This is a genomic window from Desulfosporosinus sp. Tol-M2 (assembly GCF_059735615.1).
Genome location: NZ_JCAIJG010000049.1, coordinates 1 through 14,142, shown reverse-complemented (window position 1 = coordinate 14,142; position 14,142 = coordinate 1). Strand labels below are relative to the sequence as shown.

The following is a 14,142-nucleotide window of genomic DNA, read 5'->3' as shown; positions in this document are numbered from 1 at the left end:
ATATTCTAATCGCCCCATGACCTCTCTCAGCGTGCCACCATCCTCATGGAACGTGCTGAGGGTCGGCTCTCATGAATAAACCAGACATAGCGGCGATAAGGGGAAGAAAAAAAATCACTTGGATCACTGTCTGCAAACCCCATAGATCAGCGATGCAGCCCAGAAGGATAACCGCAAGCCCTCCGATGCCGCCCGCAAAGCCGATAGTTAATCCTGCAGCCATTGCTTTGTTGTTGGGGATGGCCTCTTGAGCGGCTATCACCGTCACAGAATTACTTGATAACAAAGTTGCGCCGGCCAAGGTCAGAAAAACAGTGCTTAGCGAACCTTGGGTATTCAAAAAGGCAAAAAATAAAGGGGTGGAAAGAAGGAGGGAGCCAACTATCAAACGCTTGCGCCCGAAATTGTCAGAGATAAAGCCGCCGATGACGCCGCCAAAGGCTCCTGCTGCCAGCATAATCGTAACCAAATGACTGGCACCGATATTGGATATATTTTGCGACTTAAAATATAAAGGGAACATCGTTAACATGCCCATATAAGCGAGTGCGCGAATGGCAATCACGCCAATAATGGCTATAAGCTCCTTTGAGGCGGACTTTAAGGAAAGTAAAACTGCTGAAAAATCTGATGCGTTTCCTAACAGTAAATTATTGCTTGGAACAGAAAAAAACAGTAAGATAGCGACCAGAATTCCAGGAATCACTGTAACAAGGGTTGCCTGCAATCCATAAGCTTGGAACAAGGGAACCAAAAGCAGCGGTCCTAAGGCGAAACCAAGACAACCAAAAGCAAAGAACACGGACAGTATCATGGCCTTATGTTCTCCGCTCAATACATTGACCATCGTGGAGGCTTGAGGATGAAAAGCTGCAGTTCCCAATCCAGCTAGCCCCGCCAAAATTGCAAGCAGAGTGTAATCTTGCACTATTCCGGTCATACTCAGCATGAAAGCCATCCATAACGTACCAACGTAAACCAGCCAACGTTTTCCCTGGCGATCTAAATAGTAACCAAATACAGGCTGGGCCATTGATGATGTGATCGAAAAGGCAGAAACGAGAATCGCAGCCCGTGTGGCTGTAAAGTCGGCGCGTAAGACGACGAGAAAGGGAAACATTTGCGGCAGAAAGTTGCTATACATGTCATTTAGCATATGTGCTATGGCAAGTACACCGATTTTTGTATACTGTATCGGCTGATTGTTGCTCATCATGACTCCTTCACTGAAACTATCCACACACAATCGCGAGTTACATCTTCAAAGAAAACTCGGCTGGCAATTATTCCGGTACTCTTGGCATCCCAATTTTTAGGTATTTTTCTGCTAAATCAACATAAATATGTTTGATCTGCGACGATAAAACATATTCATCCTCTTTAACTTCACGAATAATTTTAGCCGGATTACCACCAACCACTACTTTTTCTGGAACTACTTGATTCCTTGTTACAACGGCGCCCTCCGCCACAACCGAACCGGTCCCAATTTTAGCCCTAATACTGACTATTGCTCCCATCCCAATCACTGCCCAATCCCCTATATCTTCCGAATGAACGATCGCCCCATGACCTAACGTAACTTTCTTGCCGATTCTACCTACTGAATCCGGGGGTACATGAATAATCACCCCTTCTTCCACTGCAGTTTCTGAATCTATTTCAATTCTGCCATAATCACCCCGTAAGATAGCGCCGTGACCAATATAACAGTTATCTCCTATTTTGACATTTCCAATCACAATTGCTGTTTCACTAACATACGTACCCTCCCCTATCTCAGGTGTGTATCCATCAAAAACGTAGAGCATCTTAAATTCCTCCTATATTCACAGAAGCAATAAATCCTGTTTCGTCTAATTCTTCAGGTTCAATAAAATTCTTAGGATTCCATGACCTCTTCCAAACTGATTTGCCTAATACCTTTATGGCTGCGTTCAGGTAAGGTAAGGTAGTAACTTGTTGCTTCATCAAGATTTCTTTGCGCGGTTTCATCAGAAAGATCAGCAACTATTTTAGCCGGCGACCCGACGACAAGTTTATAAGGCGGAACAACCGTATTTTCTACTACTAAAGCGCCGGCGCCGATCAGACAGCCGTCACCGATACTTGCATTATCCATAATGATCGCACCCATGCCGACCAAAACATGTTCAGCGAACTTAGGCGTATGCAGAATCGCCCCGTGACCAATGTGACTCCGTGGCCCCAGAACAGCTTCACAACCAGGAGTAGCATGAATAATACAGTTTTCCTGGATATTGGAACCTGCTCCAATCGTAATTTTACCCCAGTCCCCTCTCATACGTGCGCCGGCAGCCACATAACAACCTTCACCCAAGGTAACGTCACCAATTATGGTCGCTTCCGGAGAAATATAGCTTCCCTTGCCGATTGATGGTCTTTTCCCCTCAAATTCATAAATTGCCATTTTGTAGCCGCCTCCCCAACCTGCAGTCAATACATTCATCACTTATCACCGCAATATCATTATCGAGTTCAATGGCCTCAATCGGGCAAATATCTACGCATTGCCCACAACCAATACAAATTTCTTGATCAACTATTGCTTTCAACCTAAAAATTCTCCTTTCATTTGTCGTTTAGTTCGACATGCGGTATTAACACCTTAATTCCACACTCATCATGTGCTGATGCTATTTTTTCTTTTCTAAAATATCAGCGACTTTTTCAAACCAGTTACCATCAAACTGTTCAATCATGCCTCGATCACAGGCTTCCGCCAGTTTAGGATCGATCGGCATCCTGGCAAGAATATTAAGGTTGTACTCCCAGGCGATTTTATCAATATGGCTGTCTCCGAATATTTTGTATTCCTTAGCGCAGTCCGGGCATTGGAAATAGGCCATATTTTCAACCAAACCGATGATCGGGATGTTCATCATTTCCGCCATCTTGACCGCTTTGGAGACAATCATGGAAACCAACTCTTGCGGTGAAGTCACAATGATCAATCCATCGACTTGTATGGATTGGAAGACGGTAAGGGGAACATCTCCGGTTCCCGGCGGCATATCGATGAACATAAAGTCCACAGCGTCCCAGATTACATCCGTCCAAAACTGCTTGACTGCGTTGGCAATCAGCGGTCCCCTCCAAACTACAGGATCTGTGTCATTTGCCAAGAGCAGGTTAATTGACATAATATCTATTCCAGTTTTGCTTTTGATGGGATATAATCCGGATTCACTGACCGTTGCTTTCTCTGTGATCCCAAATGCTTTGGGTATAGACGGTCCTGTCACATCCGCGTCTAAGATAGCAGCATGATAGCCTCTTCTGCTCATTGTTACGGCAAGCATTGATGTTACCAGTGATTTACCCACTCCGCCCTTTCCGCTTACAATGCCGATTACTTTGTTGATGTTGCTCAGTGCATGGGGTTTTGCCGAAAAATCGGTTTTCGGTTCTTTCCTTTCCGCGCAGTCGTCACCGCAGGTACTGCAGGTTTGATTACAATTTTCGCTCATCAGTTAATCTCCTTATAGTTATATTATTTTAGTACTTGAGTATCTTTAAAGTTTTATCAAAACATTTCCGGCTGCCCGCCCTGCTGCACAATCTATATCAACAATACTCTTGGCATTATTGATTGCTTTCACGGCGTCCGGGTCAAAAGGTATTCTTCGGCAAAAGGCAGCATGTGTTTCTGACAAAACAACTCAATTCTTTCTATATTTTCCATGTTGGCAATAAACGGACATCCTATCCCCGGCGATCCGTCGATGATGGGAAGTTTCGCATCTTATCTTCCATAAAATCTCTGCCGCAGCGATGTCTGAGGCAACCGCCACAAGCGCATGATTTCTCAAGGCCGTCACAGAGTGTATAATCTCCGCCCTCTATCTTGAGCACTTTTCCGTTTACTAAGGATTCCGCCAGTTTTTTTCGCGCATCATTATAAATACGCTGAACGGTTGTGCGGGCGATATTCATTTGGTCGGCACACTCTTCCTGCGTAAACCCTTCTAAGTCAACCAGCCGGATCGTTTCATACTCATCGACAGTCATAATCACAAAATGCTCTTGATTAATTGGAACGTTGAGCGGTCCAAATCGGTTGCTTTCCGGCAAGCAACACACTTTTCTCCATTTTCTTGGTCTTGGCATAATTCGTTCTCCTCATTTGCCACAAAAAAGTAACAGGAGCATCCCCTGCTGCTTTTTTGCCTAGTTATAGGCTCTCTAATTGCTTTCTAAGAACATTGAGCCTGCTTTCAAATAACTCCTCTTCCGACAATTCTTTTTCTGTTTATAATACTTTAGGATCTGTTGCGAGATTTCTTCCAAAGCCTCGTCTGCCGCAAATACCCAGACCTTAACCTTAACCTTACCTTGACCTAATCCAGCACCTCTACGAACAGCTTTTGCTCCTGCTCAAACTACGCTGTCTCTTCCGCCCATCGTTCGTCACATTGGACCCTTTCCATCTCTTTCTAGCTGCTGAGTGCCTCCTCTTGGTTATTGACATATGTCCTTTATAGCATCTATTATATGTTCTTTTAAATATATGTCAATAACACATTTATTTTTCGGCCCATATTTGGCACCCCCTAGGATACACCTTTTTCTATTACCAAAAGTCCCAGTTCGGACGAAAAATGCCTGAATTTTTTGGAAGGTCTAATGGGAATGTGATTAAAGAAATTTTGTAAAGCCCTATCCAGCAGAGGGATAGGGCTTATATCCAGCGAAATCCTATATTTAATTGAACATCTTGAAATAACAATGAAAGGCGGCCGGGTTTATGATTCAGGTGAAAATTCCAGGCAAAGACACTATGAACCTGGAAATATTACTCTTAGATTTTAACGGGACGTTAGCCAAAGACGGAGAAATGTTTGAATACGTTAAAGACAGTATCATCAGTTTGTCCCCGTTCCTAGAGATCCATATTCTCACTTCAGATACCTTTGGCACTGTGGAACGTCAATGTAAGGGATTACCCGTTCAGGTAAAAGTGTTAGGCCATTCCCCGTGTATTGGGGGTCGAATTTATCCATGATTTTTTCGGACCGAGAAAAACATTTGCCTTGTGTTTGTCATGTAGCCAGTTCTTCCTAGCTGACAATAGATGCGTGAATAATTACAGGTCTTCTTCGGAATTGGACTAATTCCCAAAGAAACCCCTTCGTCACCTACATTCTCAGGTGAACAAGCACCCTCCCTCAAGAATTATTGAATAGCCAAATCAATAACCATAATAATTAAGGCGTCAAGAATTCTGCCATTTGTTCGGGGGGCAAACTAACTCTCTTCGTCTTCGTCCGGCGAGTGATTGATGAAGTACTCTTGCTCAAGAAACTCGTGAAACTCCTCCGGTACGGGCACGGCATGCTTGGATACAGCTTCACCACGAGCAACCACATAAAAGATCAGATCATAACTGCCGTCCGGGTTCTTACGCGGCCGCCACTTTTTGAGCATGGTTCCTTCGCGATCAATGTAGTCTTGCACTACATTATCACACCAAGTGAAAAAACGTTCTTGCTGGTAATTGAGGTATTCCAACATTATTGGATCCTTTCTCCCGATTCATTTCGTGGATTACTAACATTATGCTACAATCTGCCTTCTTCTTTACACCACAGGCGACCTTATCAAACATCCTTAACATAGCATTTAATGTTTAATGAAAATCACCCACTTAAAATTATTGAGTATAGGCAGATTGACAATTTTCTTCAGCGAACTATAATTACTGGGTTCTTTGTTCAATATAGGCAATTGTTGCGATATGTCCAGCATATAGAAAAACGGAGCCAGAAAAGTGCTGATCAAAATAGACTTTTAGAAAATAATCTTTGTTAATTTATGACATTATTCTATATCTTCCTGGCATGTTCATTGCCCCTTTATGGTTTTAGGCATATGCCATTTATGGCTTTATCCAATCGTAAGACTCCCACTTCTACAAGTGGGAGAGGTACACCTTATTCTGCTTCGGTGGGGGTAGACTCCGACTTCGCCGCTAAGAATTCCTTTTGGAACGTGCGGCTTCGGCGAAACCCTCCACTGGAGGCTTTCGTCACCGAAGACTCGATGTTCAACTTTAGTTGAACGAGTTCACTATACACTATTTATGCATAACCTTTTGCAAGTCATTTATATTCTGTTTTTATCGGTTGAGCGATCTATCTTCTTGATCTGGTGCCTTTCTGCATAGACACTTCGGTTCTCCAACCTTCCCTTGTTCACCTTGCCTGGTTCCCCAAGTGTAATTCTCGGAGAACAACCTGCGTGGTACGCTTGATAGGTCTGGATAACAACCAAATAAACACTTCATTAATATCGGAAAAGAGACCATTTGACAGAGATAACGTAACGGATGTTGTCCTTTCTTTTATCATCCACGTTCTATATTATTTGCAGCCACTCATGACCTCGGTACAACAGTTCTATTATTAAAGAGAGCCCGAATCGAGCTCTCTTTCCCCTTCAATATCAGCAACTCCCGCCGCAACCCCCACAGCCCCCGCCACAGCCATCGCCATTATCTGTCTTTGCCGTACGTATTTCAAAACCTCCACCATTATTTGACTCAATATAGTCAACGATTGCTCCTTCTAAGTAAGTTGACAATTTTTTATCGATGATCATTGAAACACCATATTCTTCATCAAGAATATCATCCTCTGTTTTTGACTCATCCAGAGTCATCCCGAAATTCGGTCCGCCACAACCGACTCCTGCAAGATAGAGACGAAGAAGTGCATTTTCTTTATTCTGGGCTTTTAGCACATCTTTAACCTTTTGGGCTGCGAATTCTGTAATTTTTACCATTCTATTGTCACTCCTTTGTTAAATCACCAACCGTTATTTCTATTAACCCTTAAATTAGTGATCTTAATAAACTTTTGGTAGCCCCAAGGGGAATCGAACCCCTGTTTCCGCCGTGAGAAGGCGATGTCTTAGCCGCTTGACCATGGGGCCTTGATCATCACTAAAGTAATATCTCTTATCATTTACTTTAGCTTATGTTTATTATTATAGTTGTTTTGGAACTCATAAGCTAGTTATTTGTCAAACTTTTTTTGAATAAAGTCAATAGCCTTATCTAAACGTTCTATGCATTTCCTTTTTCCTAATATAGCCATCACCTCAAAGAGACCCGGACTAGCGGTACGACCGGTTAACGCCAATCTCATAGGGTGAATAATAATACCGCCTTTAATCTTGAGTTCATCCATTAACTGGCGATATGCACTTTCAATACTTTCTTTATCAAAATGGTCTAGAGTGTTAAGCCATTCGCTACCTTTTGAGAGCAATAATTCCACGCCGTCTTGTTTAAGAAAGTATTTTTCCAGACCTTTTTCATCATAGCTAACAATTTCCTGAAAAAAGTATCGACTCGCTTCAGCCAGTTCTACCAAGGTTCTTACTCTTTCCTTGACGACACTTACGACACCACGAATGTACGCTTGTTTTTCTTCTGCTTCTGAATTGCTGATCAAACCCACCTGAATGAAAAAAGGTATTGCTCGTCGTGTCAGACTATCTAAATCATAGGTGGTCATATATTGTCCGTTAAGCCAAATTAATTTTTGAACGTCATATACTGCAGCGGTTTTCGAAACTCTTTCGAGCGAAAAGGAAGGAATAGTTTGATCTGGAGTAATCAGTTCGCTCTGCGCCTCAGGTGGGGACCATCCAAGAAGTGTTAAATAATTAACCAGAGCTTCGGGTAGGCAACCCATCTTCTGGAATTCTCCAACTGCAGTTGCACCGTGCCTTTTGCTCAACTTGCTACGGTCTGGTGCTAATATCATGGATAAGTGAGCAAATAAGGGTGTCTCGTATCCCAAGGCGCGATATATAAGACACTGTTTGGGAGTATTGGATAAATGCTCCTCAGCCCGAATAACATGACTAATTTGCATAGCATTGTCATCGACCACACAAGCAAAATTATAGGCAGGTGAACCATTCGATTTCATAATAATAAAATCATCCAATTGTTCCAATTTAAAGTTTACTGTTCCTCTAATAATATCCTCGACGAGAACTTGACCTGTGTCCTGTACTTTAAGCCGAATCACCGAGGAGAGGCCCTGCTTCAATCGGTTACGGACTTCCTCAGAAGATAAGTTTCGGCATTTTCTATTATAACGAAAGGGTGTACCCGCTTGCAGTTGTTTTTGACGTTCTTCCTCTATCTCTTCCATGCTACAAAAACAATGGTAGGCCTTGTTTTCTTGGATTAACGTTTGGGCTGCCTTAGTGTAAATTCTTTGTCGTTGAGATTGGAAATAGGGGCCAAAATCACCGCCTTTTTCTGGTCCTTCATCCCAGTCTATCCCTAACCATTTTAGGCTGCTAAGAATCTGACCTACGGAATCTTCTTTTAGTCTTTCTGTGTCAGTATCCTCAATGCGAAGAATAAATTTTCCGTTGTGTTTTTTTGCAAACAACCAGTTGAACAATGCCGTCCTTGCTCCCCCGATATGCAAATAACCCGTAGGACTCGGAGCAAATCTAACTCTGACCTTTTCCATGTATTACTCTCCCAAGTGTTATTTGACTTTAGAAAAAGCCATTTGTTGGTTGTTGTTCATCAAAGTTATTACATAGCCTCAGAAAATCTTCATATTTATTAATTGTTGCCAGATATCTCAAATCAAGAATGCTGCCCGTCCTTAAATGTTTAATAAATTCCATATTCGACAGTCTTGTCTCCTCAAATAATCCGCTTTGCCAATTATAGACACACGGAGCAAAATTGTCCCAGTTTTGTTCAAAATACTTAACTTTAGCATAACAAAGTTTATAAATGTAAAAAATCATTCCTAATGGCGATGCTTTTCTGGCGAATTTTTGACTGAAAAATTCCTGTGTGGGTTGGTGCTCATGGCGCCTTTCCCAGTAAAGGGCAACGTTACTTCTTAGTCGATACTTGTCTAATACCTCACACTTTTCCATTCCGAGTTCTTGTCTTAAATAGTCATCCCTAATCTCTTGTGAAGCACTCTTCAATAGTTGGTAATTCAATTAGGTCCCCCCTTCAAGTCTAGAACGCATGAAATTCGCTGTAGTCGGACAATTTTATAATCTTTATATTATAAAATTGTATTATGTACTAATTATATAATGGCACTACTCTATTTTTCAAGGTGTTTAATGACAGATATACGACTGGGAACTATGCCCATGCAGACCAAATAAGTATAGAGGAATTTACTATTGCCAAAGTGGGGAATTTCTTTTGCAACTTTGTCCTATTTCATTATGCAATAAACAGCTAACACAAAGAGTGAGTACATTTTGGATGAAGTTCTCGTTTATGACGCAGAAGAAGAGGCCTATATATTAAATCGAGAACTGTGAGGTGTACAGGCGAAACTGCAGGCGGCTCGGACGTAATTGTCGGTCCCCAGGATAAGTCGATATTGCATTATCCTGATGCGACATCGACTTAGTAAAACTTTGCTTATAACAAGGCTTATAACAGCCTTATTGCCTATAACGACAAATACCACTGCAAGTTTGCAGTGGTATTTGTCGTTTCAAAATCTACCAAGTCAATAAAGAGTTAAATATTATATGAGATTTTTACCGATGAGGAGTAATTTTCGACAGTTAAAGGAAGCAGATTATGATAATGGTAAGTATGGCATGGTAATTGCATTGAGTCTCATTATAATACAGTTATGTGTAATGATAAGCTATTCGTGATGAAATTAAAGAAACAGGAGGCTTATGAAGAAATATGTGTGCAAAATGCTTGTGAAAATGATCCGACCGAACCTAAACAGTACGGGCACATAAAACTTGATGAGGGCGGAGAGAAATGGAAAAAGAACTAGAAAGAATTGAAGAACAGCTTGTTAGTAGTCTTGCTGGCAGTAATTTTGGAGACGTAATGGTTATCGGCGGAGGGATCAGTGGTATTCAAGCCTCTCTGGATCTGGCTACTGCCGGTTTTAAGGTCTACATGGTTGAGAAATCACCGACCATTGGCGGCAAAATGTCCCAGCTTGACAAGACATTTCCCACTAATGACTGCTCCATGTGCATAGAATCACCTAAGTTTTCGGAATGTAACAGGCATCCCAATATAGAGATCATGACCTATACTGAAGTTGACAGTGTCGAAGGAGAAGCGGGCAACTTCAAGGTAACCCTGATTAAAAAGCCCAGATATGTTGACGAGAGCAAATGTACAGGTTGTACTTCCTGTGTCGAATACTGCCCGGCCACGTACCCGGATCAATTTAATCAAGGAATCTCGTCCAATAAAGCCATCCATATATACTTTGCTCAAGCAATCCCCCTGGTAACTTATATAGATGAAAGCTGCCTTTACCTTAAAGATAAGAAATGTACTATTTGCCAAGCAGTTTGTCAGTCTGACGCCATAGATTTAAATCAAACGGCGGAGAAAGTAGAAATAAAAGTTGGGGCGGTCATTCTGGCGCCGGGCTTTGAGCCCTTTGATCCTAAGTTGATGAACGACTATGGCTATGGAAAGTTTGAGAATGTGGTAACCAGTCTGGACTATGAACGGCTGTTATGTGCCACCGGGCCATACGAAGGGGAGATTCTGCGCGCTTCCAACAAGAAACATCCCCATAAAATAGCCTGGATTCACTGCGTCGGTTCCAGATCGGTAGTCCAGGGCGCCAACAGCTATTGTTCAGGCGTATGTTGCACGTATACCCAAAAACAGGTGATTTTGACCAAGGACCATGACGATGGGGCCGAGTGTACAATATTCCATAACGATGTCCGTTCTTATGGCAAGGATTTTGAGCGCTTCTACCAAAGGGCGGAGAAACTTCCGGGGATTCGATTTATCAGAAGCTATGTATCGATCGGCAAAGAGATCCCGGAAAGCAAGAACGTAACGATCAGATATTCTACTTTTGAGGATGGAGTAAAAGAGGAAGAATTCGAGATGGTGGTATTATCCGTCGGCTTGAATCCTCCTGCGGATGCGGTGCGCTTGGCAAATGTCTGCGGCATCGAGCTCAATGCTCACGGCTTCTGTAAAACCAATCCCGGTAATCCTATGGAGACCTCTCGCCCGGGAATTTTCATCAGCGGCGCTTTTCAGGGTCCAGTAGATATCCCCGAGTCGGTTGTGACTGCCAGCGGGGCCGGTTCCCAATGTGGACAACTGCTTGACTACCGACGGGGGAATCTGGCCAGAGCAAGGATATATCCGCCGGAAAGGGATACCTCGGGAGAGGAGCCCAGGGTGGGTGTCTACGTCTGTCATTGTGGAGCGAATATCGGAAGAATAGTCGATGTACCTTCAACAGTTCAATATGCGCTGACTTTACCTAATGTTGTTCACTCTGAAGAGAGCCTCTTTATTTGTTCTACGGAAGCAGCCGCGAAACTGTCAAGATCGATCCGGGAAAAAGGGCTCAATCGCGTGGTTGTCGCTGCCTGTACCCCAAGGACACATGAGCCGCTATTCCGGGACACACTGCGGGAAGCGGGAATTAATCAATATTTCTACGACATGGCTAATATTCGAGAACATTGCTCTTGGGTCCACTCCAAAGAAAAGGAGAATGCCACCCAGAAGGCGCAAGATATTATCCGGATGGCGGTAGCCCGCGCCAGACGTTTGGAACCCTTGCAGGAATTTGATTTGCCCGTTGACAAAGCGGCTTTAGTGGTCGGAGGAGGCTTGGCCGGACTGACCAGTGCTTTGAGCGTGGCCGAGCAGGGACATGAGGTTTACCTGGTGGAAAAAAATCCAGACCTGGGAGGAATAGCACGCCGAATCCATTACACCTTGGAAGGACTGAATGTTCAAGAGTATCTGCGTGGTCTCATCCGTCAAGTTTATCAGCACCTTTTAATCCATGTCTATACTCATGCTGATATTTTAGAGACCGGCGGTTTTGTAGGAAATTTTATAACTAAGGTGAAGTCTGAAGGAAGGGTCATCGAGATAGAACATGGCGCAACCATTCTCGCTACAGGCGCTGAAGTATACCAGCCTACCGAATATCTTTATGGAGAAGATGAGCGGGTAATGACCCAACTGGAGTTGGAAGAGCAAATCGCTAAAGGAGAAGAAAGACTGCTTAACTCCCAGAGTCTGGTGATGATCCAATGCGTAGGCTGCAGAAATGAAGACAGAAACTACTGCAGCCGGATCTGTTGCAGCGAATCGATCAAGAACGCCCTGAAACTCAAAGAGCTAAAACCCGAGATGGATATCTACATTCTGTTTAGGGATATCAGAACGTATGGCTTAAGAGAGGATTATTACCGGGAAGCGGCAAGTAAGAATGTGAGGTTCATCCGCTATGAGCCGCAGGATGGACCGCAGGTGGCTACCGCAGTTGCTGAGGATGGCCGGAATGTCTTAAGGGTTACCGTAGCCGATCCTGTTTTAGGTAAGAAGCTGGAGATAGATGCGGACGCGCTGGCTTTAGCTGCCGCCGTTATTCCGTCGGCGGGAAGTCAGGAAATTACCAAGTTATTCAAGGTGAATACGAGCCCGGATGGTTTCTTCCAGGAAGCGCATGTCAAACTGAGACCGGTTGACTTTAGTACAGACGGCATTTACCTGTGTGGGATAGCGCACTATCCCAAGCATATAACGGAAACGATCAGCCAGGCTTATGGAGCTGCCGGTCGGGCCTTAACTCTCCTTTCCCATGATACGGTTATAGCCTCCGGTTCTGTTTGCGAGGTGAATGAGAGTAACTGTATTTCGTGCGGGGCCTGTATTGCTGTGTGCACTTATGGGGCCATCAAGTTTCATGATACGCCGCGAGGCAGAAAGGCTGTGGTTAATTCTGTTCTCTGTAAGGGGGACGGTCTCTGTAACGCCAAGTGCCCAACCAGGGCTATTTCTCTCAAGCACTATACACACGACGAACTGATGTGTCAAATTGACGCGGCGATTCCTGATTTTGCAGTAAGCTAGTGAGTGAACTCGTTCAACTAAAGTTGAACATCGAGTCTTCGGTGACTAAAGCTTCCAGTGGAGGGTTTCGCCGAAGCCGCACGTCCCAAAAGGAATTCTTAGCGGCGAAGTCGGAGTCTACCCCCACCGAAGCAGAATAAGGAGTACTTCTTCCACTTGTAGAAGTGGGAGTCTTACGATTGGATAAACCTGGATTACTAATTAAGGCGGTGGAATAGAATGAGTGCGGAACTTGCGTTTAAGCCAAGAATCTTAGGTATAATATGCAATTGGTGTTGCTACGGAGGAGCGGACCTGGCCGGTGTTTCCCGTTTTCAATATCCCCCTTATATCAGGCTGATCAGGGTGATGTGTTCCGGCAGAGTGGAGATGGAACACATCCTCCGAGCCTTCTCCAATGGACAAGACGCGGTGTTTATCGGAGGTTGTCATCTTAGTGACTGCCATTACAATACGGAAGGAAATTACGATGCCATAAGAATGGTGTCGATATGCAAAAAAATACTGGAGCGCATAGGGATGAACCCCGAAAGATTAAGGCTTGAATGGGTATCGGCCGGTGAAGGAATCCGCTTCGCCAATATTATGAATGAATTCGGCAGGGAGATTGAGAGGTTAGGACCTCTTGGCAAAAGCGAAGGAATGGACGAAAAAACCTTAAAGTCCAAACTCGAAGCAGTAACCAAACTGGTTCCCTACATTAAACTGGTGGATATAGAGAGACTGCGCGTGCGTTTTAAAACGGATGAAGAGTATAGTGAATTCTTCAGCAGTGGCGAGGGCAACAGGTTATTTGAGGAAACAGTTGGCGAGAAATTGGCGGACAGTCAAATTATAGCACTCTTGCGGGAAAGACCCCTGGTAACCGGAGAGATTGCTAAGGTTTTGGATCTGACCCCATCTGATGTATCAAGGCACCTTAATAATTCAATCAGGCATGGATTAGTCAGGTACGATGAAGGCCTGAAGTGCTATGCTCTTGCGTAAAGAGAAGGCGAAATCGAGCTTTTGGAGGAGTTATTGCCTCCCATAGTGAAATACTTTTGCTGATTGACTAAAAAGAAGTTAGTTGAAGCAAAGTAAGGGATGACTATTTTAGGGGGCGTAATGATACTTTAATTCATTACGCCCCCTAATCTGTCTTTTGTCATCTGAATGCTATTTCTTATATATAGAAAAAGTCGCCTAAGCTATTGGTTTAAGCGACTTTTTGGGCTTATACCGCC

Annotated in this window: 14 protein-coding genes and 1 tRNA gene; 3 read left to right on the top strand and 12 right to left on the bottom strand. The window is 43.6% G+C overall.

The features are described from left to right. Positions 1 to 43: 43 nt before the first annotated feature. The 7 genes from AC6I5A_RS03410 to AC6I5A_RS03380 all read right to left on the bottom strand — a co-directional run bounded on the left by AC6I5A_RS03410 (position 44) and on the right by AC6I5A_RS03380 (position 4,131). Complete coding sequence (locus AC6I5A_RS03410; RefSeq protein ID WP_497900459.1) at positions 44 to 1,216, bottom strand: MFS transporter; 1,173 nt, start codon at positions 1,214 to 1,216, stop codon at positions 44 to 46. 67 nt (positions 1,217 to 1,283) lie between these two features. Next, on the bottom strand, positions 1,284 to 1,811 hold the full coding sequence (locus AC6I5A_RS03405; RefSeq protein WP_034611687.1) for a gamma carbonic anhydrase family protein: 528 nt from the start codon (positions 1,809 to 1,811) through the stop codon (positions 1,284 to 1,286). A gap of 71 nt (positions 1,812 to 1,882) precedes the next feature. Then, positions 1,883 to 2,431 carry a gamma carbonic anhydrase family protein gene (locus AC6I5A_RS03400; RefSeq protein ID WP_034611685.1) on the bottom strand — a complete coding sequence of 183 codons (549 nt, stop codon included), beginning with the start codon at positions 2,429 to 2,431 and terminating at the stop codon, positions 1,883 to 1,885. Further along, positions 2,418 to 2,576: a DUF362 domain-containing protein gene (locus AC6I5A_RS03395; RefSeq protein WP_497900458.1), complete on the bottom strand. Its 159-nt coding sequence runs from the start codon at positions 2,574 to 2,576 to the stop codon at positions 2,418 to 2,420. The genes AC6I5A_RS03400 and AC6I5A_RS03395 overlap by 14 nt, the downstream gene beginning before the upstream one ends. 81 nt (positions 2,577 to 2,657) lie before the next feature. Beyond that, the gene (locus AC6I5A_RS03390; RefSeq protein WP_034611684.1) at positions 2,658 to 3,491 is read right to left on the bottom strand and encodes an Mrp/NBP35 family ATP-binding protein; all 834 of its coding nucleotides are present in this window, start codon (positions 3,489 to 3,491) and stop codon (positions 2,658 to 2,660) included. A 45-nt stretch (positions 3,492 to 3,536) separates the two neighbouring features. Then, positions 3,537 to 3,677, bottom strand: coding sequence for a hypothetical protein (locus tag AC6I5A_RS03385; RefSeq protein WP_497900457.1), 141 nt, complete (start codon positions 3,675 to 3,677; stop codon positions 3,537 to 3,539). A gap of 49 nt (positions 3,678 to 3,726) precedes the next feature. After that, positions 3,727 to 4,131, bottom strand: coding sequence for a DUF134 domain-containing protein (locus tag AC6I5A_RS03380; protein ID WP_034611682.1), 405 nt, complete (start codon positions 4,129 to 4,131; stop codon positions 3,727 to 3,729). A gap of 637 nt (positions 4,132 to 4,768) precedes the next feature. Here AC6I5A_RS03380 and AC6I5A_RS03375 point away from each other — a divergent pair. Continuing rightward, positions 4,769 to 5,026 (top strand): hypothetical protein, encoded by a 258-nt coding sequence (locus AC6I5A_RS03375; protein ID WP_497900456.1) that lies wholly within the window; start codon positions 4,769 to 4,771, stop codon positions 5,024 to 5,026. Positions 5,027 to 5,268: 242 nt separating this feature from the next. On the opposite strand, the gene AC6I5A_RS03370 is transcribed toward AC6I5A_RS03375, so the two are convergent. The 5 genes from AC6I5A_RS03370 to AC6I5A_RS03350 all read right to left on the bottom strand — a co-directional run bounded on the left by AC6I5A_RS03370 (position 5,269) and on the right by AC6I5A_RS03350 (position 9,012). Then, complete coding sequence (locus AC6I5A_RS03370; RefSeq protein ID WP_034611681.1) at positions 5,269 to 5,535, bottom strand: hypothetical protein; 267 nt, start codon at positions 5,533 to 5,535, stop codon at positions 5,269 to 5,271. A 930-nt stretch (positions 5,536 to 6,465) separates the two neighbouring features. Continuing rightward, on the bottom strand, positions 6,466 to 6,804 hold the full coding sequence (locus tag AC6I5A_RS03365; protein ID WP_034611679.1) for a HesB/IscA family protein: 339 nt from the start codon (positions 6,802 to 6,804) through the stop codon (positions 6,466 to 6,468). Positions 6,805 to 6,879: 75 nt separating this feature from the next. Then, positions 6,880 to 6,954, bottom strand: a tRNA-Glu gene (locus tag AC6I5A_RS03360). An 83-nt stretch (positions 6,955 to 7,037) separates the two neighbouring features. Beyond that, positions 7,038 to 8,519 (bottom strand): glutamate--tRNA ligase, encoded by a 1,482-nt coding sequence (gltX, locus tag AC6I5A_RS03355; RefSeq protein WP_034611678.1) that lies wholly within the window; start codon positions 8,517 to 8,519, stop codon positions 7,038 to 7,040. A 28-nt stretch (positions 8,520 to 8,547) separates the two neighbouring features. Next, a complete protein-coding gene (locus AC6I5A_RS03350; RefSeq protein ID WP_034611677.1) occupies positions 8,548 to 9,012 on the bottom strand; it encodes a hypothetical protein in 465 nt (154 codons plus the stop codon). Positions 9,013 to 9,811: 799 nt separating this feature from the next. Here AC6I5A_RS03350 and AC6I5A_RS03345 point away from each other — a divergent pair. Together AC6I5A_RS03345 and AC6I5A_RS03340 are read left to right on the top strand one after the other, a co-directional pair. Further along, positions 9,812 to 12,916, top strand: coding sequence for a CoB--CoM heterodisulfide reductase iron-sulfur subunit A family protein (locus AC6I5A_RS03345; RefSeq protein ID WP_034611675.1), 3,105 nt, complete (start codon positions 9,812 to 9,814; stop codon positions 12,914 to 12,916). Positions 12,917 to 13,135: 219 nt separating this feature from the next. Beyond that, the gene (locus tag AC6I5A_RS03340) at positions 13,136 to 13,903 is read left to right on the top strand and encodes a hydrogenase iron-sulfur subunit (protein ID WP_034611673.1); all 768 of its coding nucleotides are present in this window, start codon (positions 13,136 to 13,138) and stop codon (positions 13,901 to 13,903) included. Positions 13,904 to 14,142 lie beyond the last annotated feature (239 nt).